Below are 20,965 nucleotides of genomic sequence, written 5' to 3' on the forward strand. Positions count from 1 at the left end.
TTTTTGTGAAATGAATATGATATGATGCGGACAACGATAAGAGGTGAGGTGTGAGTGTATGGACAAGCAATCACGAACGATCTCAGTGAAAGTGAATGGAACAGAAGCGAAGTATGAGGAGAAGAAGAAAGATGAATTTGAATGGATGGTAGTAGAAAGTGAAAGACCGAAAAACGTTGTTCCGTTTCAAAAAGCGAAATTGGTGTCTAAGGAAAAAAAACGAAAGAAGTGGAGCAATACGTTAATTGCAATCGTTGCAACTGCGATTGTTATTGGTACGGCGTTTGGGATGGGAATGCTACAGTTACTTAAAGGACAAGGTGCGACAGGGAGAAGCGAAGTAACAGCTTCGAAGCAGATGCGAAATGAAGAATCAAAGGTGGGTGGAACGGCAGAACAAACACCGGCACCAAAAGAGGAAAAACAAAAAGCACAGACAGGAACGTCATTAGATCCAATGAAATTATTTTTTGTGCAAGGAGGGATTTATTCTTCCGAAGAAAAGGGACAGGCCGCTCTTGAAGAGTGGAAAGGTAATGGAGGCGTTGCAGCTTTAAAACCGAGCGGTGATAAGTATGCATTAGTTGTTGGTATTGCTAGCGATGAACAAGGCATAAATCAATTAATGACGCAGTATAAAAATGATAATGTCTCCGTATTGAAAAAGAACTGGGATATAACAGATAAAGCGTTACTTAAAGATGATAAAGAAGTTGGGGCGTTTTTAACAAAAGTACAGCCATTATATACTCATTTAGCAAAATATGCTTCCAGCGTACAAGCTAGTGGAAAAAATAATGCAAAAGATATAGGTGCGATTGAAAAAGAGTGGAAAGCAATTGAAAAAGAAGGGAAAAGTATGAAGCAGGAAGAAGCAAAGAAATTGTATATGTATACGTCAGTAGCTGTGCAAACAGTGAAGGATGGAAAAGGTGATAAGGAATCTTTGGCGAAATTAAATCAAGTTATTATTGATGGTATACTTTCATATGAAAAAATTGTTTCCCAAAAGGTGAAATAATAGGATAATGAAATGACGAAGGAAGAAGTATAGGTACTTCTTTCTTTTCTTTTGAATTTAGAGCAAAGTGCTTTCTCTATGGCAGGAATATAATCGTATTTTAGTAAAAAGTATTATTTTATTTAGAGAAAATAATATTTCTTTCATTTGTGGACAAACTATTCCTTTGATACGATTGATGTAAATGATTCTGCTTCATGTGAGAAAGGAAGGAGAAAATATGAGAAAAATTATTTTAGCATCAGGGTCACCTCGCAGGAAGGAACTGCTTGAGTTAGCGGATGTACCATTTGAAATCATTGTAAGTGAAGTAGAAGAGACGATTGGTGCGTACTCATCACCTTCTGATATCGTTATGTCCCTCGCCCTGCAAAAAGCATCTGCGGTAGCAGAAACGAATAGTGATTACATTGTGTTAGGTGCAGACACAATTGTTACATATGAATCGCGTATTCTTGGAAAGCCTTCTAATGAGGCTGAGGCGAAAGAAATGTTGCAATTATTATCAGGGAAAACACATGAGGTGTATACTGGTGTTGCAATTATAGCAAAAGACAAAACAGTCACTTTTTACGAGCGTACAGAAGTTACGTTTTGGGAATTAACAGAAGAGGAAATTGACGTATATGTTGCATCAAAAGAACCTCTTGATAAAGCAGGAAGTTATGGAATTCAAGGTAAAGGATCTATTTTTGTTCAACATATTCAAGGGGACTACTATAGTGTAGTCGGGTTACCAATTTCACGTCTTGTTCGGGAATTAAAACAATTTAATATTGATGTAACCCATGCGTAAAATTGCATGGGATTTTCTTTGAGAGAACAAATAAAGGGGTGGAGAAATGAACGGTATTCGTGATGTTGTCAAAGAAGAACAGCCACGGGAGCGTTTATTGTTAGAAGGAGCTGGAAGTTTATCGAATCGGGAGCTTCTTGCTGTGTTACTTAGAACAGGTTCTAAAGAAGAAACAGTTTTAAAGTTATCAGATAAAATTTTACATCACTTTGATGGTTTACGTATGTTGAAAGATGCAACGTTAGAAGAGCTTGTCAGTATACATGGTGTTGGGATTGCAAAGGCAGCCCAGCTTATAGCTGCTTTTGAACTTGGTAGAAGAATGGTACGTTTAGAATATCAAAATAGATACAGCATTCGAAGCCCAGAAGATTGTGCGAGATATATGATGGAAGAAATGCGCTTCCTGCAGCAGGAGCATTTTGTATGTTTATATTTGAACACAAAAAATCAAGTTATACATAGGCAAACGATTTTCATTGGAAGTTTAAACACATCAATTGTACATCCAAGAGAAGTTTTTAAAGAAGCGTTCCGCCGCGCAGCAGCCTCTATCATATGTCTTCATAACCACCCTTCAGGAGACCCCTTAAATATAGTATCCTAAACTAGAGTACTTTAAGTATTCAAGGTTTAGGATTTCTTTTTTTTAAGCCTTTAACTAATTAATAAGTAATGCTAATATTCATAGTAATCAAAGTATTCGAAGAGGTGGGGGAATGAAGGTTCAAAAGGTATTGTTGGAGAATAAACAGTATCCATTATATATACTTATAGATAATAATTATGAAGTAGTACAGCGGGTATTAAGATTTATAAAATATTTAGATAACACTGGCAAGGCACCTAATACAATCAAAACATATTGTTATCATTTAAAGTTATTTTATGAGTATATGGGACAAAGGAGGATAATATTAGAGGATTTAACCTTTGAAATTCTTGCAGAATTTGTAGGGTGGTTGAGAAATCCAAGTGGTGATATAAAGGTTGTTGATCTTAGGGAAAAAGAAGCTAAGAGGGAAGAAACGACAGTTAATTCGATACTTAATGCTACGATTATCTTTCTTGAATACTTGTATCGTTCTGAAGATTTCAAAAAAATAAATACCTATAAGGGATTAAATGGGAGAAATTTCAAGGGTATATTACACCATATAAATAAAAGTAAGCCTTATCAAAATAATATACTTAAACTAAAAGTAAAAAAGAAGAAACTAAAAATATTATCACATGAGGATGTCAAAAAAATTGTAGATGCTTGTAATACGAGAAGGGATAAACTAATAATAATGATTATGTATGAAGGGGGATTAAGAATTGGAGAAGTTCTCTCTCTCCGAATTGAAGACATAATTACTTGGGATAATGAGATTCATATAACACCAAGAAATGAGAATGAAAATGGTTCTTATATAAAGCAAAGAAAGGAAAGAGTTTTACATATTAGCAAAGAAATAATGTCTTTATATACAGACTACCTTATACATGAGTACGGAGATGACCTGAATCATGACTATGTATTTATTAATCTAAAAGATAATTTTTTTGGAAGACCATTAAAATATCAAAGTGTATTAGATCTTATTCGTAGATTGAATAAAAAGACAGGAATAGAATTTACAGCTCATATACTTAGACACACACATGCCACAGAACTTATTAGAAGTGGTTGGGACGTTTCTTATGTTCAGAAAAGGTTAGGACATGCCAATGTACAAACAACGCTTAATACTTACGTACACCTATCGGATCAAGATATGAAAAAGGAATTTAATAAATATATACAGAGGAAAAGGGAGAATAATAGGGATGGATAAAAATAATAGGATGATTAGCAGCGTAGAGATTAGTAAAAAAATATCCCAAATGAACGATGGCTTACAAGGTTTTTGGGGAAAGGATAAATGGGATGTAAGAGAATGCCCGATTCCCTCGGCAATTGAATTATGTCAATATCCTAGCTTAAGAATCCGTTATGTTTACTTTGAAAAAATAAAAAACCCATGGATTAAAATAGAATTAAAATACTTTTTTTACTATCATATGATCAATAATATTTGGTCTGCAAAAACTGTTTGGATTAGAAAAGGGACAGTTATTGGAAGAATGCTAGATTTTCTTAGTGTTAAATATCCTAATCTTTCTTCCATTACAGAGGTATCGGTAGAAAAATCATTAATGGAATATAGAACTTATTTAATTGAATCCGGAATTAAAACAACAGTAACAAATAAAAAACTTAATGAGAAGCAAGAAAAGGTTGAAATCAAAGCAAATTCTTATTATGTTACTGCCTTAAAACAATTTATAGAGTTTTATGAGGATTTTTATTTTGATGGTGAAGAATGGGATAAAGATATCTGGGATAGAAGGAAACTATCCTTACCTATGGATAAGGTAAATCCAACTCAACGTGAATATTCGCTTAATTTTAGTGGAATTCAAAACATGAATTTTAGGGAACTGTCAAAAAGGTATTGTAGATTTAGACTTAATACTTTATCTTTTAGCGGAGTGAGACACATACTGGGCTCTTTAGTAGAATTCTTTAACTTTATAAGTAAAAATAATGGTATTCAAAAAATCAACCAGATTACAAGGAAGGATATAGAGGACTACCTCAGTATGATCAATCAGTCTGGGATTAGTTCTTCAACAATAGGGAAAAGACTGGGGAATATTGAAGGGATATTTTCTACCATGAGAAGACTAGAATGGGATGATGCTCCCTCTAAAATATTAATTTATCCCGAAGATTATCCTAAAGTTCCTAATAATAAGCCGAGATACATAGATGACTATGTATTAGAGCAGTTAAATAATAAAATAGATAAACTACCACAGGAAATTGCTACAATGACTATGATTATTCAAGAATGTGGAATGAGGATAAGTGAACTTTGTACGTTAAAAACTGATTGTTTAATAGTTGATAGTGAAGGGGATTATTTTTTAAAATCTTATCAATGGAAAATGAAAAAGGAGCATATTGTGCCAATATCAAAAGAGGTTGGGGCATTAATTAAATCTCAAGAAGAATTTGTGAAAAATGAATACGGTTTGGATTGCTTATATTTATTTCCTAGAAAAGACAAATCACCATTAAAACAAGATACCTTTAGAAATCACCTAAACCAATTAGCATATGATGAAAAAATAGTTGATAGGAATGGGAGGGTTTTCAGATTTCAAGCACACGCATTTAGACATACAGTAGGAACGAAGATGATTAATAACGGTGTGCCACAGCATATTGTTCAAAAATTTTTAGGGCATGAATCACCTGAAATGACAGCTAAATATGCGCATATTTTTGATGAGACTTTAAAAGAAGAATTCTCAAAATTCAGAGAAAAAATTATAACAAATAATGGTAGTATTATTGAAATTACTGAAAATGCAACTGATGCTGATGATATCGATCTTCAATGGTTTAAAAAGAACATTAATGCCCAGGCTTTACCTAATGGATATTGTCGATTGCCTGTTATTACAGGGCCTTGCCCACATGCTAACGCTTGTTTAGATTGTACACATTTCTGTACCAGCAAAAAATTTATAAAAGAGCACGAGAATCATTTAAGTCGGACAAAAATTCTTTTAGAACAAGCAAAAAATCATCAATGGCAACGACAAATCGAAACGAATCAGCGAGTAAAGGAAAAGTTAGAACAAATTATCCGAACTATAAAGGAGTCTGGATAGAATGGGTAACTCCAAAAATACAAATGCAATTATAAGATTGGCTAAAGAGAAATCGGATAAAACAAAAGAAAAGGTAGAAAGAACAATTTCTGAAATGGCAATAAAAGGTGAGACTATTAATTTTAATTCTGTATCAAAAAATGCCAATGCATCGAAGTCCTGGTTATACAGAAATAAGGACATTAGAACGAGGATTGAGACTCTTCGAAATCAGCAAATTAAGAAGTCACAAGTTTTTAAGAGAAAGAGCCCTCGTTCAGAAGAAATTCTAATTAAGACACTAAAAGAACGAATTAAAAAACTAGAAGCTGAAAATTTGGATTTGAAGAAACAGATAGAAAAGTTATATGGTAAGTTTTTTTAATTTTGGCTCTGTTAAAGGTAAATGTTGATATTTGAAACCTATCCGAAATCTTAGTATAATTGTATGAGAACAAACATTCGGGGGGGTTAAGGTTGAGCAAAGCGTTCAGTAATCTATTGAAACATATTGGCAATTTGTCACACACAGAGAAAGAGCAAGTGTTTCAATGGGTAAAACGCTATGTTGAACCTTCTTCCTCTGTCAGTGGTCATCTAATCAATGAAATGAGAGAAACTCGTTTCAAGGAAGGGTTTGAATGTCCTCATTGTGCATCCGAACACGTTGTTCGTTTCGGTAAACACAATAATCGCCAACGCTATCGTTGTAAATGTTGTAGTAAGACATTCACTGATACAACGAATACTGTTCTTTACCGTACTCGAAAAGGAAACGAATGGATTACATTTGTTGATTGTATGTTTAAAGGATATTCCTTGCGAAAGTCCGCTGAAATCGTGGGGGTTACATGGGTTACACTTTTTTATTGGAGACATAAATTGTTAAGTGCGTTAAAACAATTGGATTTTGAGAAATTTGAAGGTATCGTTGAAGTTGACGAGACCTATTTCCTATACTCTCAAAAGGGTCAACGTGGTATTTCAGAACGCAAACCTCGTAGGCGTGGTGGAAAATCTAAACACAGAGGTATCAGCCACGAACAAGTTTGTGTTCTTGTTGCCAGAGACCGTACCAAAGCGACTGTCTCCAAGATTGCTTGTATGGGGCGTGTTGTGAAAACAAAAGTTGATAGTATGATTGGTTCTAAATTAACATCGGATAATATACTTGTTACAGATGCTTGGAGAGCCTACAAAACGTATGCAAAAGAAAAAGGAATAGAGCATTACAGAATTAAATCAAACGATGGTAAGCACGTTATTAAAGGCTTGTACCATATCCAGAATGTAAATGGTCTCCATTCTCGTATGAAACAATGGATAGACCGTTTTAAAGGTGTGGTTACAAAATATTTAGACAACTACCTTGTGTGGTTCTTGTTTATAGATAGCAAAAGTAACGAAAGCACAAAACACAACATTAAAGAGTTCTTACTCACATCATTTGTATTTGAAATGACTGATACTTATGATAGTTTGCGTCTGTCAAAATTCAGTGTATAAACGAACGAATTAAGAAAAGGGTGAAATATTGGATAACTCGAAATGGATACCTTTAAGTAATGTTAATGATGAGGAGGAAATTTGGGCAGGGGCAAGAGTTAGGTTGTACAATGTTGGTATGAATAGAGAAGACAAAGAAAATGATTTCTACGAATACATTATTTCTTATATCTACGACAACGATAACTACTTACAACTAACTAATTTAACAACAGGAAAAGCAGGTTATATTATTTGTGTCATTGAAAAAGAATTGCCGAATAATTATGCTTTGGGCAAAACATTAAAGCAAAGAATGGGCTTAGAAAATACCTATTTTAGATTTGAATATGAATAATCAACAACTAAGGGAAGCACCAACTCTAAGGTGTCTTCCCATATTTAATACTTTTTATCAACATTTAACATTAACAGAGCCTTAATTTTAAAAAGAATGTTATCCGAGGAAACTTAATATATAGGTATCGTGGGGGGTAAAATTAGGTTAGAATAATAGAAGATTAGTGTAGTCTAGAGTTTTTTATCCAATATACTTTTTTCTGGGTTGATATAATAATTTTGTAAAACAGTAATAGACTAATTTATGAATGAAGCTTATTAAACGGTATTCTTCTAATGCTTATTTATATTACAATCCCGAATACTGAAAGGGTGAATAGATTATGAATGCTGATTTATATAAGAGGCTTTTTAAAGCGATTTTTACAGAAGACACAATAGCTTTAAAAAAAATAGCTGAGCTCATCATTTTAAGTGAACGGAAAAAAAAACATACAGTTTTAGCTGATTCCCTTGAAAAAATAAAAAGTAATGAAAAGCCTAAAGCAAACAATGGGTTTGCACAATACATGAATGACAAAAGCAGTAGCGGTGGGATGGGGGCATTGCCTACAAGTAAGCGTAATAACCAGCAGTTAGTTTCGTATGTGCCACGAAATCAATTGAAGCATCATATGATTTTAAACGATGAAATCGAAAATAAGCTGTTGTGCATTGAAAAGGAATATTTCGCTAAAGAACGTCTTGCTAAATTTAATCTTGCTCCAAAGAAAAAAATACTTTTATATGGGGCTCCTGGTTGTGGAAAGACATTAGCGGCAGAAAGATTAGCATGGAACTTAGGTTTGCCTTTATTAAAGGTAAGATTTGATTCATTATTGTCTTCCTATTTTGGAGAGTCGGCTTCGAATCTGCGAGCTGTTTTTGATTATTGTAAAAATGAACCTGTTGTACTGTTACTTGATGAATGTGATTTTATTGCAAAATCTAGAACAGCCAGCCAAGATGTAGGAGAAGTGCCTCGGATTGTAAATATGTTATTAACGTTATTGGATGAATACAGTTCACCAGGTTTGGTAGTGGCTACCACGAATCTAAAAGTTTCACTTGATGAAGCGTTATTCAGAAGATTTGATGATATCATTGAAATACCTAAACCATCTAGTAATGAAATTAAGAGGTTACTTAAAACTACATTTTCTACTATGAATGTTAGTAGGGATATAGATTGGAATCTGATTTCCAAGGAACTTGAAGGGCATTCGGCAGCTAATGTTGTATCAATAGCACAAAATGCAGCTAAAAGCTGTGTTCTTGAAGGATCTAAAATCGTAAAAAAAGAGCATATTTTAGGGGTAATTAGAGATGTTTCTATGAAATATTAGTGAGGTGGAATTATGTCGGAGCAAAAGAATTTTTCACATCTACCTTTACCGTTAGTGTTGGCTGGAAAGCCAAAGCTAAGAGGCGGGGGAGGAGCTGATTTAAGAACAAATCAGAATAGAGCGAATCGAGTTAATCATGGGGGATATATTAGAAGTAAAGCTTCACAATTATCAAGGTTTTGGAGAGAAAAACAAGAGGAACGCTTAAGAGAGCATTTACCAGAAATTCAAACAGGGATTCCTATTTTGCTTGAAATCGACCCAGGTAGTGATGTTACCTTTCTAAAAGGATTGGGTTTTGAGGTTATTTCAGAACTTGAAAATGGCTATGTGATAGTTTCAAATGGTGAAACAGATTTTGCTACCTTAAACAGAAAAACCGAAGAATTTATAAATGAGGTATCAAGAAATTGTAATACACCAGCTCGTGTATACGCTTTTCATGAAGAAGATTCTAGGTTGAAAAAGATTTTCGGGAAAAATTTAATGGATATGTGGGACGCAATAGAAGAGGAAGAAGAATATGAAGTTGATGTGAGTATTAGTTGCTCTGGGAATATATTTAAATTAGAACAGCCACCTGAAAAAACGGATGATATTAGTGACGAAGAATATAAAGCCAGCTCAAGATACCTATCATGGCAAAAAAAATATTTCGATGCTTATAATTTGTGGGATGAGTTGAAGTTTGAGCGTGAGCAACAATTTACGGAGTTTATTGAGCATTATGATGGTGAATTTACTGGATCGTTTGTAGATGGTGAGCCAACGTTTTTAGAGTTATGTGATAGTTTTTCAGCTAGGGTAAGAATAAATGGGAAATGCTTGAGGGATTTAGTATATAATTTCGCTCCAATATTTGGAATAGAATACGTTGGAGATGTATGCATAGGGATATCTACAGAAGAAGTTATGGGGGATATAAACGAAGAATTAAGAATACTTGCTCCAGATGATGATGCTCCTATTGTTGCGGTTATTGACAGTGGAATTCAAGAAGCACATAAATATATAGAACCGGGTGTGCTCGGTGAAGATTCTAAATGTTATGTTAGAGGAACAGAATCTGTCTCTGATGAGGTGGGATATGGAGGTCATGGTACAAGAGTGGCGGGAGCAATTCTCTATCCTTTTGAGATTCCACGGACGGGTACATATAAGTTACCATGCTTTATTAGAAATGCACGTGTCTTAAATGAAAACAACGAATATAGTGTTCAAACTAGCATTTTCCCTCCGCTTTTTATAAAAGCTATTGTCGAAGAGTTTACAAAAAATGCTGATAGAAAAACTAAGATATATAATCATTCTGTCGCTGAGGTTGGTTCATGTGAAATCAAACATATGTCACCATGGGCTGCAGAAATTGATTTGCAAAGCTATGAAAATGACATTTTGTTTATTCAAGCAGCAGGTAATATTTTCGGTAATACTATTAAAGATTTTTACAGTGAAGGAATCTCGTATCCTAAATATCTATTTGAAGAACGTTCTAGAATAGCTAATCCAGCGCAAAGCATGCAGGCGCTAACAGTGGGTTCCATTGCATATGCCGGGCATGAAACGGAGGATAGTATAAGCATTGGTGGAGAAAATGAACCTTCTGCATTTTCACGCTCTGGTGCAGGGATTTGGAATTCAATAAAACCAGACGTAGTTGAATATGGCGGGACTTGGGTGAAAAATAAAGAGGGGGAAGATTTACAACTGACAACTCCTCCAGAAGTTTGTGCGGAGTTGCTTAGAACATCTCCGGACGGATATGCGTTTGCTAAAGATGCAATAGGAACATCTTTTTCCACACCGAAAGTTGCTTATATTGCAGCTGAAATCCAGAAGCTATTTCCAGATGCTTCAGCACTACTGTATAGAGCTTTGATAGCACAATCTGCTAGATGGCCAATTAATATAAGTGATAAATTTGTAAGTGCACAGGACATTATTAGACATGTTGGATATGGGCTACCAAATGTAATGAGAGCAACTCAAAATGATGATTATCGAATTACTTTAGTTGCAGAAAAAACTGATCCTCTTTCAGAAGGACAAGCACATATTTTTAAAATACCTATTCCGGAAGAATTATCTGCTATCGGTGAAGATTATGACATTCGTATAGATGTTACCCTGTCATATGTAGCAAAACCAAGAAATACTAGAAGAACAATTAGCAGGTACTTATCTACTTGGCTCGATTGGAGATGCAGTAAAATTGGAGAAAGCATGGATTCTTTTTCAAAAAGAATTCTTGAAACTGGTGCTGCTGTTGATGATGACGGTAATTTTAATTGGGTTATTGGTGAGCAGAGTAATTTTGGCCAAGCAAAGGATTTTTCACGATCTCATAGTACGTTACAAAAAGATTGGACTATAATTAAGTCAAATCAACTAACTGATAGTTTCTGCATTGCTGTTCGTGGACATAAGGGGTGGGATGCAAACGAGCCTGCAAGGTATTCTTTAGTAGTTAGCTTTGAAGCTGTTAATCAAGATGTAGAGATATACGATAAAATACGTAATCTTGTTGAAATTGAACTTGGTAATGTAGAACAAGAAGTTGAAGTGGAAAATTGATTTGTTCACTGAAAATTACTTGATTAGATAGTAGTGAATATATTTTTTATCAAACTTTATTAAAGCAAAGTTCAGTTAGCTTGTATTAAACGGAAAGTTCATTCAAAAAAAGTAATCCATTTTGACTAATCTTTTTTTCAAAATGGATTACTTTTGTGTTTTATTTAATAATTCCGATGGTAGTTCAATTATATAGGACGGATAATCCCAGCTTTAATACCAGAAATCATGCTTCCGTATTTCATTCTTGTTTTTCCTTCGTTTTCTAATGCAATTGTCCATTTGGCTGTAGCATTCTCTACCAAAAATTTAAAATGTTGGTCTACATGCAGATCCCAATGTTCGTTATATTCATTAAAAGATTTATAAGAACTTATATATCTAAAATAAGTTTCAAATAAAAGTGCATCATCAAAATATGTGTCAACTATAAAACAATAGGTTGAATTATTAGGAAAAAAATATTTCTTCATTTTTTTTAATAAATCAAATTGCTTTTCATTTAATTTGAACCAATCATTAGGTAAAAGCTTTCTTTTTTCTGGATTACTTTTATCATATCTAACTTCACTTGCTAATTTTGAAATATATTTTCCTGAAATTACGACTAAAACATCAGAAATTCGAAGCCCAACATGAGTAGCAGAATCTTGATCTTCTTTTATTGATGGGAAATTTAATTTTTTGAACGGTTCTAAGGGGATCCCTTCATCAAGAATTAGTTCTGCCGATTGCATATTAAATTTATTAGTATGGCACATTTCTGTAATCCATAAATCAATGTCAAATGATACCTTGTTCCAATCAAATGATACCCCAGTAAAGGGGGTGTCTTGAATTAAATACTCTGTCATTTTAATTAGTTGAATTAAACCTAAATATTCCTGTATTTGGATATACATTCTTTGAATATGTTTGTTCTTTTCAACAAAAGCTTCCATGTCTTTCTGAATTTCTATAAGAACTTCTCTATTACCCTTGTTCAAATCAAAAATAGAGTGAATTACACCTTCACTAGCTTCAATCTCCAAATATTTTACAAGAGAATATTTTAAAAGCAATGCCGATTTTATATATCCCATTTCTTCTAATTTAAGAATCCAACCTGTTAATCTATTGTCTGCAACTAGAGACATTTTATTTATTGAAAATAATAAATTATCAACGTGGTTTTCAAGGAGTAGGTCAAGCAAAGAATTATAAAAATCTATTTCGCGACCTTTAAGACTAGCGATACCGTACTTGAAATTCTTGCCCAAAATATCTTTTCCCTTTAACTCTTTATGTTCAGGAAAGTTTCTCGAAGACATGTATTGTTTTTCTAGGAATTTATAGTTCTCTTCAATTTCATGAAGGCTTTTCTCGTTTATCTTGATTAGGTCAGCAACATAAACATACATATTGTCATTTCCTAACTTGATTTTCTTCTCTTCATCATAAGGGGTCGTCATCCTAATTGTTTCTTGAGGTCCTTTTTCATCAATATATAAGTAATCCATTGTTTTCATCCTTTCACTTCTAGTTTGAAATATCTTCTAAATTTATTGATTATGTAGGATCGTAGTAAGTATATCTTGTAGTGCTTATGAAACTTTTCAGCATTACCTATATTTGTTACATAAAATTTTATTTGCTCTCTTAGTTAGTACTATATTTAATTATCTAACAGATATATTTTTCTTCGGGTAATACTAGAAAAACTGCAAATCGTTCACCTATTTAATTGTTAGTATATAGATATATAAATATCGATATGTTCATTATACAAGATTGAATAGAAAAGGTGGTGTATAATTCCAATTCAAATCATCTTTAGCGACATCTATTTTTAAAGCATCACGATTTTATTCAAAATTAATAATAGTTGCATGCCAAAAATTCTGCCCAAAACAAAAAAGAGAGCATCTCGAAAGTTTCTGCAAGTAATAAAGTTTTTAAAACGGAATAAAGTCCTTTAAAAAAGAAAATAGTTGTTAAAAAAGATGGTGTGAATTATTTGAGGTGGTGGTTTTATCAAGAATACTAGATTCAGTATTAAGTGTTTTTGCATTTATACAGTTCCTATTTTTAGGTAAATATACATTTTGGTTTTATGAAAATATAATGTAGTAAGTAGAACAACATGAAAAATGATAAACGTTCATAAATATATCCAAAATTATTACTGCTTGTATTCGAAGTATATTCAATATACTGATGACCTATTTTATAAAGCGAAGGGGAAGAGGAAATATGGTAATTCGAGATAAAGGTTACTCTACTACTTTTTGCGCAATGTGTCGTAAATCCATGAAGGTAGGAGAAAAAGAACTTAATATATGTACTGATTGTAGAACAGAACTTCATAAATTAGATAAACAAGCTGAAAAAGAGAAATTAAAAGAAATCATTGCATATCATGGTGGCTATGAAAAATGGCGTGCATTGGCCAATAAAGAAGAAGAAGAAGAAAAAAAGAAATGGCGTGAACAACAAACTAAAGAATATGAGATGAAACAAAAGAAGAAATTACAAAGCGAAGATAAAGTTTTACTGCTAAAAAAATCAGTAATTCAAGTAATGGTAAGCTTGGGATACAAACAAGTATATCTAAGCCAAGGATATTTCCCGAAAGGAATGGAATTTACAGTTTCAGACAGGATTGAAGAGGAAGCCATTATATTAACAGCAGGGGACAAATTGGGATTTGAGATCACTTGGAAGAGTTTCAACAAGCATGGAGCAGCAAATATGAAAAAATTCATACAAGAAGAATTACCATTTGCTGATTCCTCTTCTGCGAAACACAAGTACGTATTTATAATGCAATCAAACCGAAGCAATAAATTCCAATGGAACCAAAAAGTTATTGAATTTCGGTCTGAAGGACATATTAAAGATGCTGTAAAGAATTTCTTGCAAAGGCATAACAACAAAATCAAATTAAAAGAAGAAACAGTATATCGTGAAAATACTAGTCACTGGAAGGGATATAATCCAAAATATGAAAAAAGAATATTTGGTGAAATGATATGTAAAAATGTCATAGATAATAGAGAAATTACATTTTATGTTTATTCGTGTAAAACTAGAAGCTGGTAAATGAATCTTTTGGATTTAAGTTTTAATGGATAAAGTCAAGAGCTGAAAAATATACAGGTAGTGTAATCCCTTCTTTTAATGATGTTAAGAAGGGATTTTTCAGGGAGTCATCATCAAGGAAGTTCTTTCTTTCGATAAAAAAGTATACAAATGTATACATATAAAAACTTGATAATTTGAGGTATATGTAAGTTGAATTATGTTTATAATTCATTTTTAAGGTCAAATTCAATAATCAGTTCGTTTATTATAAAGTCTAAACATTGAACTTGGCCTAAGAGACTTTCTCTTATACAAGAAAATTCATTTTGTGTCAGTTGACTTGAGATTATTTCTTTACGGGAAATAAGACGTTTAGTATGATCGATTATTTTTCCTCTTCTAAATGTTTCTGCCATCTGTACCACTCCGTTTATTGCATACGTTTGTATACAAAATCAAGGCTGAAAAATAAGGTTTTTAAGGAGCCTTTTGTAAGAATAATTCCCTAAAACTATTTTAAATATGTAAAAAGTAAAATAGAAAATATTTCTCTTTGAACACATGTCTCCAAAGAGAAAAGCGCAATATAAAGGTGTTTTTCTTATGTTACTCTTGATAAGACCCCACGCCGAGCCGAGAGGATATTGAAGTAACGAAACGCTTAGTAGAATGCGGCCAGATTATAGGAATTGAAGTGCTTGACCATATTATAATAGGTGACCATAAATTCGTGAGTTTAAAGGAAAAAGGTCATATTTAAGACTATGCTTTTTACTTATTTTGTTTTATAATGTGATTTATGAGTTTTTTGTAGAAATTTATCTACAAGAAGGATAAAGATATAAAAAACGTACTGTTTTTATAATATAAAGTAAGAAAAAATGAGTCCGTGAAAACAAGAAAGGAAGATAAATAATATGTTTGGATTTGGTGGCTTTACTCGCGATCTTGGAATAGATTTAGGAACTGCGAACACGCTTGTATATGTAAAAGGAAAAGGTGTAGTTTTACGTGAACCTTCAGTAGTAGCGTTACAAACTGATACGAAACAAATCGTTGCTGTAGGTAGCGATGCAAAACAAATGATTGGTCGTACACCAGGAAACGTTGTGGCACTTCGCCCGATGAAAGACGGTGTAATTGCTGATTACGAAACGACAGCAACAATGATGAAATATTACATTCAACAAGCTCAAAAATCAAATGGATTCTTCTCACGTAAGCCTTACGTAATGGTATGTGTACCGTCTGGTATTACAGCTGTAGAAAGACGTGCAGTAATCGATGCGACTCGTCAAGCGGGTGCTCGTGATGCTTATCCAATCGAAGAACCATTTGCAGCAGCAATTGGTGCGAACTTACCTGTTTGGGAACCAACTGGTAGTATGGTTGTTGATATCGGTGGCGGTACAACAGAAGTTGCAATCATTTCTTTAGGTGGTATTGTAACAAGTCAATCAGTTCGTGTTGCGGGTGATGATATGGACGATTCAATCATTCAGTACATTAAGAAAAGCTATAACTTAATGATTGGTGAAAGAACGGCTGAAGCATTAAAATTAGAAATCGGTTCTGCAGGCGAGCCAGAAGGTATCGAGCCTATGGAAATTCGCGGTCGTGATTTAGTAAGTGGTTTACCAAAAACAGTACTAATTCAGCCAGAAGAAATTGCAGATGCATTAAAAGATACAGTAGATGCAATTGTAGAATCTGTTAAAAATACGTTAGAGAAAACTCCACCTGAATTAGCGGCAGACATTATGGACCGTGGTATCGTATTAACAGGTGGCGGAGCATTACTACGTAACTTAGATAAAGTGATTAGTGAAGAAACAAATATGCCAGTTCTTGTTGCAGAAGACCCATTAGATTGCGTAGCAATTGGAACGGGTAAAGCATTAGACAATATCGATCTTTTCAAAACTGCTGCTCGATAATATTGCAAAATAAAAATCAATGAAATTAAGAGGGTGTGAACGTGCCACAGTTTTTCTTAAACAAAAGATTAATTGTTTTGTTAGTTAGTATTATTCTTCTCGTGGCATTGATTGGAATCTCATTGAAAGAACGGAACAGTTTAACATGGCCAGAGCAGTTTGTTAAAGACACTGTCGGTGTTGTAGAACGTGTATTCCAAAAGCCAGCGAAATACGTAGCTGGATTCTTCGAAAATGTAGAGGATGTAAAGCGCACGTATGAAGAGAATAAAGAATTAAAAGCAAAATTAGATAATTATGCAGGTCTATCAGGGAAAGTAAAACAATTAGAAGATGATAACAAGAAATTACAAGAGTTAACGGGTAAAAAAGAGTTGAATAGCCAATATACTGAAATTCCATCTACTGTTGTTTCTCGTAATCCAGATAAATGGTACGATTTAATCGGAATTGATAAAGGAGCACAGCAAGGAATTAAAAAAGATATGGCTGTAGTAACTTCACAAGGTCTAGTTGGACGAGTGAAAAGTGTATCCCAGTTTACATCATCAGTAGAATTGCTAAGCTCTATGAGCCGAACAAATCGTGTTTCTGCTATCGTACAAGGTGATGAGAAAATCTTCGGATTGATTGAAGGTTACGACAAAGAAAAGCACTTACTTCTTTTCACAAAGATTGGCTCTGATGCTAAGGTAGCGAAAGATCAATTAGTTGTAACATCTGGACTTGGTGATATTTTCCCGAAAGGTCTTGTAATTGGAACAATCGTTGATGTTCAGCCAGATCCATACGGCTTAACAAAAACAGCTTATGTAAAACCGGCCGCTGACTTGAATGACGTAGAGCATATTATGGTTGCTAAACGTGCAACGCCTTCAGCGCCATTAGAATAGGAGGGGGAGAAGAGATGATGAAGATTTTAAAAAGAGCAGCTCTTCCTCTTTTGCTCCTTTTTGTTTTTCTATTTGAAAATATGTTTGCTACTATTGTTCCAACAGAGGTTTTTTGGAAAGACAGTATAGCAGCACCTCATTTCTTTATAATTGTGTTATGTTTTATTACTGTGTACTATAGTCCGGTCCAAGGGATTTATTACGGACTCTTATTTGGTTTCTTATTTGATACCGTATACACAGAACTTGTCGGTATATATATATTTGCGTATCCGATTTTAGCTTATTTAGTTTATAGTGTGATGAAGATACTACAATTGAATTTATTTATTGTTGCTTCTATTGTACTAGCTAGCATTGTAGCACTAGAGTATTATGTGTATGGATTTTTAACTTTGTTAGGACGTACTCATATGTCAGCGTATGTCTTTTTCACAGATCGTCTCCTGTCTACTTTATTGCTAAATGCAATTTTCTTATTGATAGTTTGTTTCCCACTGAGACGATATTTAGTGCGTCTTTCAAAAGCGATGGAAGAAAAAGAAAAAAGGATTTTCTAATTTTATGTCGAATTGAATCGGTGGGGTGAACTTTAGTGGAAGAAAAAAAGCAACAAAATGTAACAATAAAAGGGACAAAAGACGGAATAACGCTTCATTTAGATGATTGTTGTTCATTCTCTGAATTACTGGAGGAACTGGATGAAAAGCTTTCTACACATTACTATGATGGTGATGGGCGCTCTTTAATTGAAGTGCATGTGAAAGTGGGAAATCGTTATTTAACAGAAGTCCAACAAGAAGAGATTCGTACGTTAATTCGTAATAAAAAGAATCTTGTTGTGGATTCAATTGAAAGTGATGTTATAACGAAAGCAGAAGCAATAGCTTGGAAAGAAGAAACAGAAATTGTCCCTATTTCCAAAATTGTTCGCTCTGGACAAGTTTTACATGTAAAAGGAAATTTATTGTTAATTGGAGATGTTAATCCAGGCGGAACGGTTATCGCTGGGGGGAATATTTTTGTCGTAGGATCATTAAGAGGAATTGCGCATGCTGGGTATTATGGGGATTCGGATGCTGTAATCGCTGCATCTGATATGAACCCGATGCAACTTCGAATTAGTGATGTGGCAATGCGGGCTCCGGAAGAGAAAGAAGACGGAGCGGAGGCGGCAGAATGTGCGTATATTAATGAGAACAATCACATTGTTGTCGATCGACTGCAACTTCTCACTCATCTTAGACCTAATTTAACAAAGTTAGAAAGGGGAATTGTATAGCTGTGGGAGAGGCAATAGTAATTACATCTGGAAAAGGCGGAGTAGGTAAAACTACAACGTCTGCGAACATTGGTACAGCCCTGGCGTTATCTGGAAAGAAAGTGTGCTTAATTGACACAGATATCGGTCTTCGAAACTTAGACGTAGTAATGGGGCTGGAAAATCGTATTGTATTTGATCTTGTTGATGTCGTTGAAGGGCGTTGCCGTTTACCTCAGGCGCTTATTAAAGATAAGCGTTTTGATGATCTTTATTTATTACCTGCAGCACAAACGAGTGATAAATCAGCGGTAACACCTGAACAAATGGATGAATTAATACAAGTATTACGTCAAGATTATGATTACATATTAATTGATTGTCCTGCGGGGATTGAGCAGGGATTTAAAAATGCGGTAGCTGGTGCGGATAAAGCAATCGTTGTTACGACGCCAGAAGTATCCTCAATGCGCGATGCGGATCGTATTATCGGGCTTTTAGAAAAAGAGGATATTGAACCACCAAAACTTGTTATTAATCGTGTGCGTAGTCATATGCTTCATGAGCAGGATATGTTAGATGTTGATGAAATCGTACGTACATTGTCAATCGAGCTTCTTGGGGTTGTCGAGGATGATGATGAAGTTATTCGTGCTACAAATACAGGTGAACCTGTAGCGTTGCAACCGAGCGGAAAAGCAGCGTTAGCTTATCGTAATATTGCAAGACGCTTGTTGGGTGAGAATGTACCATTGCAAGCATTTGGACAAGAAAAGGTATCGGTATTTACAAAGATGAAAAACTTCTTTGGAATCCGTTAAAAGCACTTCGCACATATGCGAAGTGCTTTCTTTTTTCTTCACACGAATATCTTCCTTTCTTAGCTCATACATATGTACAAACTGTATACAACTGTTTCTATTTAAATTAGCTTAACGAAAGAAAGGAGACAGTATGAAGAATAGACGTGTAGAAGAAATTAAAAAACGGATTGCGAAAAGGAAGGCAGAGCAAGAAAGGATGGAGGAAGAGCAGTATTTTGCTGGTGGGAATTTTGATAGTGAAACAGTATTTATTGAAGAAGGAGAAAAGGAAATTCATCCTTTATTTCGAAAAGAAGTATTTTTCTTCAAAGTTTTGTTAGCAGCAATATTAGTTCTTTCTGTCGCTATTTTATATAAGAATGCACCCCCTTCTTTCGACGGTGCTAAAGCTGTTACCGAAAAAGTGATGAAAGAAGAATTTCAGTTTGCTACTGTAGCGAAATGGTACGAAAAGCAGTTTGGAAAACCGCTCGTATTTTATTCACCTACTGAGAAAAAAGAAGGAACTATTCAGCAAAAAGATTATGCCATCCCTGCTTCTGGAAAGGTGATGCAAGGGTTTCAAAAAAATGGCCAAGGTGTATTTGTTCAAACAGCTACAAATGCAACTGTTGAGTCAGTGAATGAAGGGCTAGTTGTTTTTGCAGGTAAGAAAGAGGAACTTGGTAATACGGTTCAAATTCAGCATGCAGATGGAACAGAATCGTGGTATGCGAATTTAAATGACATGACAGTGAAATTATATGATTACGTTTCAAAGAAACAAAAAATTGGAACGGTGAATAATGATGCGAATAATAAAAATGGTAAGTTTTATTTCGCGATAAAAAAGAATGAAAAATTTATTGACCCGATCCAGGTGATTTCATTTGATTAAATATAGAGAAGTTTTAACGAAGATTTCAGTGCATCCGTTGTTTTGGGTTATTATTGTCATTGGTATTTTTACGGCACGTTTTAAAGAGTTACTACTGTTATTTTGTATCGTTCTTATCCATGAACTTGGGCATGCCTTCGCGGCGGCACACTACAATTGGCGTATTAAAAAGATTCAACTTTTACCGTTTGGTGGTGTGGCTGAGCTTGAGGAACATGGGAATAAGTCATTGAAAGAGGAACTTGTTGTTGTAATTGCAGGGCCTATACAACATATTTGGATGATGGTGGTAGGTTATATAGTGTTTGAAGCTGGTTGGCTGGGTGCAGATTTATATTATTTCTTTATATGGAATAATATAATTATTTTAGCATTTAATTTACTACCTATTTGGCCGCTTGATGGTGGAAAAGTATTGTTTAACGTATTATCATATCGTTTTCCTTATTTACAAGCACATGAAAAGATGATGAAATTATCATGTGTTTTTTTTAGTGTAATACTAGTGTGGCAGTTACTTTGGAATAGTAACAATATTATGATGTGGGTATTACTCATATTTTTAGCGGTGTCGTTATATCAAGAGTGGAAACAAAGACAGTATGCCTTTATGCGTTTTTTATTAGAACGCTATTATGGGAACAAAAGAGGAATTGAAAAGATTGCACCTATTGAAGTGCAATCCGAAGATCATTTATATAAGATATTCACAAAATTTCGTAGAGGGTATAAGCACTCTATTATCGTCCATGGAAAATATAAAGAACATTACACATTGGATGAAAATGAATTACTCTATGCGTATTTTACTGAAAAACGAACAACTTCATCTGTTGAAGAATTAATCGGTTAGTGTTGACGA

The 20,965-nt window shown here is 34.1% G+C and carries 20 protein-coding genes and 1 pseudogene; 19 read left to right on the plus strand and 2 right to left on the minus strand.

Annotation, left to right across the window (positions count from 1 at the left end; translation table 11 throughout):
* The first annotated feature begins 58 nt into the window (after positions 1-58).
* From FS802_RS18925 to FS802_RS18970, 10 genes are all read left to right on the plus strand, one after another.
* Complete coding sequence (locus tag FS802_RS18925; RefSeq protein ID WP_098654359.1) at positions 59-1,021, plus strand: stage II sporulation protein B; 963 nt, start codon at positions 59-61, stop codon at positions 1,019-1,021.
* A 220-nt stretch (positions 1,022-1,241) separates the two neighbouring features.
* On the plus strand, positions 1,242-1,817 hold the full coding sequence (locus FS802_RS18930; protein WP_001226270.1) for a Maf family protein: 576 nt from the start codon (positions 1,242-1,244) through the stop codon (positions 1,815-1,817).
* A gap of 46 nt (positions 1,818-1,863) precedes the next feature.
* Positions 1,864-2,424: a RadC family protein gene (gene radC, locus FS802_RS18935; RefSeq protein ID WP_144525366.1), complete on the plus strand. Its 561-nt coding sequence runs from the start codon at positions 1,864-1,866 to the stop codon at positions 2,422-2,424.
* Between the two features lie 112 nt (positions 2,425-2,536).
* Positions 2,537-3,637 carry a tyrosine-type recombinase/integrase gene (locus FS802_RS18940; RefSeq protein WP_144525368.1) on the plus strand — a complete coding sequence of 367 codons (1,101 nt, stop codon included), beginning with the start codon at positions 2,537-2,539 and terminating at the stop codon, positions 3,635-3,637.
* Positions 3,624-5,525 carry a tyrosine-type recombinase/integrase gene (locus FS802_RS18945; RefSeq protein ID WP_483296241.1) on the plus strand — a complete coding sequence of 634 codons (1,902 nt, stop codon included), beginning with the start codon at positions 3,624-3,626 and terminating at the stop codon, positions 5,523-5,525. The genes FS802_RS18940 and FS802_RS18945 overlap by 14 nt, the downstream gene beginning before the upstream one ends.
* A 1-nt stretch (position 5,526) precedes the next feature.
* The gene (locus tag FS802_RS18950) at positions 5,527-5,889 is read left to right on the plus strand and encodes a DUF6262 family protein (protein WP_144525372.1); all 363 of its coding nucleotides are present in this window, start codon (positions 5,527-5,529) and stop codon (positions 5,887-5,889) included.
* A 92-nt stretch (positions 5,890-5,981) separates the two neighbouring features.
* Entirely contained in the window at positions 5,982-7,010 is a 1,029-nt protein-coding gene (locus FS802_RS18955; protein WP_144525374.1) for an IS1595-like element ISBwe1 family transposase, read from the plus strand.
* 46 nt (positions 7,011-7,056) lie between these two features.
* Positions 7,057-7,347, plus strand: coding sequence for a hypothetical protein (locus FS802_RS18960; protein ID WP_033716998.1), 291 nt, complete (start codon positions 7,057-7,059; stop codon positions 7,345-7,347).
* 325 nt (positions 7,348-7,672) lie between these two features.
* Positions 7,673-8,674, plus strand: coding sequence for an AAA family ATPase (locus FS802_RS18965; protein ID WP_144525376.1), 1,002 nt, complete (start codon positions 7,673-7,675; stop codon positions 8,672-8,674).
* A 12-nt stretch (positions 8,675-8,686) separates the two neighbouring features.
* Positions 8,687-11,248 (plus strand): S8 family peptidase, encoded by a 2,562-nt coding sequence (locus FS802_RS18970; protein WP_144525378.1) that lies wholly within the window; start codon positions 8,687-8,689, stop codon positions 11,246-11,248.
* A gap of 188 nt (positions 11,249-11,436) precedes the next feature.
* Here the strand turns inward: FS802_RS18970 and FS802_RS18975 are convergent, their stop codons facing one another.
* Entirely contained in the window at positions 11,437-12,747 is a 1,311-nt protein-coding gene (locus FS802_RS18975) for a hypothetical protein (RefSeq protein WP_144525380.1), read from the minus strand.
* A gap of 733 nt (positions 12,748-13,480) precedes the next feature.
* On the opposite strand from FS802_RS18975, the gene FS802_RS18980 reads away from it, so the two are divergent.
* Positions 13,481-14,329, plus strand: a complete 849-nt coding sequence (locus FS802_RS18980; protein ID WP_144525382.1) for a hypothetical protein — start codon at positions 13,481-13,483, stop codon at positions 14,327-14,329.
* 203 nt (positions 14,330-14,532) lie between these two features.
* On the opposite strand, the gene FS802_RS18985 is transcribed toward FS802_RS18980, so the two are convergent.
* Positions 14,533-14,727 carry a hypothetical protein gene (locus tag FS802_RS18985; RefSeq protein WP_144525384.1) on the minus strand — a complete coding sequence of 65 codons (195 nt, stop codon included), beginning with the start codon at positions 14,725-14,727 and terminating at the stop codon, positions 14,533-14,535.
* 203 nt (positions 14,728-14,930) lie between these two features.
* On the opposite strand from FS802_RS18985, the pseudogene FS802_RS18990 reads away from it, so the two are divergent.
* The 8 genes and pseudogenes from FS802_RS18990 to spoIVFB form a co-directional block, all read left to right on the plus strand.
* Positions 14,931-15,071, plus strand: a pseudogene (locus FS802_RS18990) (JAB domain-containing protein); the annotation flags it as partial.
* 157 nt (positions 15,072-15,228) lie between these two features.
* Complete coding sequence (gene mreB / locus FS802_RS18995) at positions 15,229-16,248, plus strand: cell shape-determining protein MreB (protein ID WP_000466737.1); 1,020 nt, start codon at positions 15,229-15,231, stop codon at positions 16,246-16,248.
* 41 nt (positions 16,249-16,289) lie between these two features.
* A complete protein-coding gene (mreC, locus tag FS802_RS19000; protein WP_098654360.1) occupies positions 16,290-17,141 on the plus strand; it encodes a rod shape-determining protein MreC in 852 nt (283 codons plus the stop codon).
* 14 nt (positions 17,142-17,155) lie between these two features.
* The gene (gene mreD, locus FS802_RS19005; RefSeq protein ID WP_000975757.1) at positions 17,156-17,701 is read left to right on the plus strand and encodes a rod shape-determining protein MreD; all 546 of its coding nucleotides are present in this window, start codon (positions 17,156-17,158) and stop codon (positions 17,699-17,701) included.
* Between the two features lie 35 nt (positions 17,702-17,736).
* Positions 17,737-18,423: a septum site-determining protein MinC gene (minC, locus tag FS802_RS19010; protein ID WP_000391511.1), complete on the plus strand. Its 687-nt coding sequence runs from the start codon at positions 17,737-17,739 to the stop codon at positions 18,421-18,423.
* 2 nt (positions 18,424-18,425) lie between these two features.
* Positions 18,426-19,223, plus strand: a complete 798-nt coding sequence (gene minD / locus FS802_RS19015) for a septum site-determining protein MinD (protein ID WP_000503312.1) — start codon at positions 18,426-18,428, stop codon at positions 19,221-19,223.
* 133 nt (positions 19,224-19,356) lie between these two features.
* A complete protein-coding gene (gene spoIVFA, locus FS802_RS19020; RefSeq protein ID WP_098654361.1) occupies positions 19,357-20,103 on the plus strand; it encodes a stage IV sporulation protein SpoIVFA in 747 nt (248 codons plus the stop codon).
* A complete protein-coding gene (gene spoIVFB / locus FS802_RS19025) occupies positions 20,096-20,956 on the plus strand; it encodes a stage IV sporulation intramembrane metalloprotease SpoIVFB (protein WP_000599080.1) in 861 nt (286 codons plus the stop codon). The genes spoIVFA and spoIVFB overlap by 8 nt, the downstream gene beginning before the upstream one ends.
* Positions 20,957-20,965 lie beyond the last annotated feature (9 nt).

This window comes from Bacillus sp. DE0042, from assembly GCF_007680225.1.
GTDB lineage: Bacteria > Bacillota > Bacilli > Bacillales > Bacillaceae_G > Bacillus_A > Bacillus_A wiedmannii.

Excerpts from the sequence above, each read along its gene's own strand:
- FS802_RS18925 (WP_098654359.1), top strand. The coding sequence starts at position 59 with ATGGACAAGCAATCACGAACGATCTCAGTGAAAGTGAATGGAACAGAA.
- FS802_RS18930 (WP_001226270.1), top strand. The coding sequence starts at position 1,242 with ATGAGAAAAATTATTTTAGCATCAGGGTCACCTCGCAGGAAGGAACTG.
- radC (WP_144525366.1), top strand. The coding sequence starts at position 1,864 with ATGAACGGTATTCGTGATGTTGTCAAAGAAGAACAGCCACGGGAGCGT.
- FS802_RS18970 (WP_144525378.1), top strand. The coding sequence starts at position 8,687 with ATGTCGGAGCAAAAGAATTTTTCACATCTACCTTTACCGTTAGTGTTG.
- FS802_RS18975 (WP_144525380.1), bottom strand. The coding sequence starts at position 12,747 with ATGGATTACTTATATATTGATGAAAAAGGACCTCAAGAAACAATTAGG.
- mreB (WP_000466737.1), top strand. The coding sequence starts at position 15,229 with ATGTTTGGATTTGGTGGCTTTACTCGCGATCTTGGAATAGATTTAGGA.
- FS802_RS18940 (WP_144525368.1), top strand. The coding sequence starts at position 2,537 with ATGAAGGTTCAAAAGGTATTGTTGGAGAATAAACAGTATCCATTATAT.
- FS802_RS18965 (WP_144525376.1), top strand. The coding sequence starts at position 7,673 with ATGAATGCTGATTTATATAAGAGGCTTTTTAAAGCGATTTTTACAGAA.
- mreD (WP_000975757.1), top strand. The coding sequence starts at position 17,156 with ATGATGAAGATTTTAAAAAGAGCAGCTCTTCCTCTTTTGCTCCTTTTT.
- FS802_RS18980 (WP_144525382.1), top strand. The coding sequence starts at position 13,481 with ATGGTAATTCGAGATAAAGGTTACTCTACTACTTTTTGCGCAATGTGT.
- FS802_RS18985 (WP_144525384.1), bottom strand. The coding sequence starts at position 14,727 with ATGGCAGAAACATTTAGAAGAGGAAAAATAATCGATCATACTAAACGT.
- spoIVFA (WP_098654361.1), top strand. The coding sequence starts at position 19,357 with ATGAAGAATAGACGTGTAGAAGAAATTAAAAAACGGATTGCGAAAAGG.
- FS802_RS18950 (WP_144525372.1), top strand. The coding sequence starts at position 5,527 with ATGGGTAACTCCAAAAATACAAATGCAATTATAAGATTGGCTAAAGAG.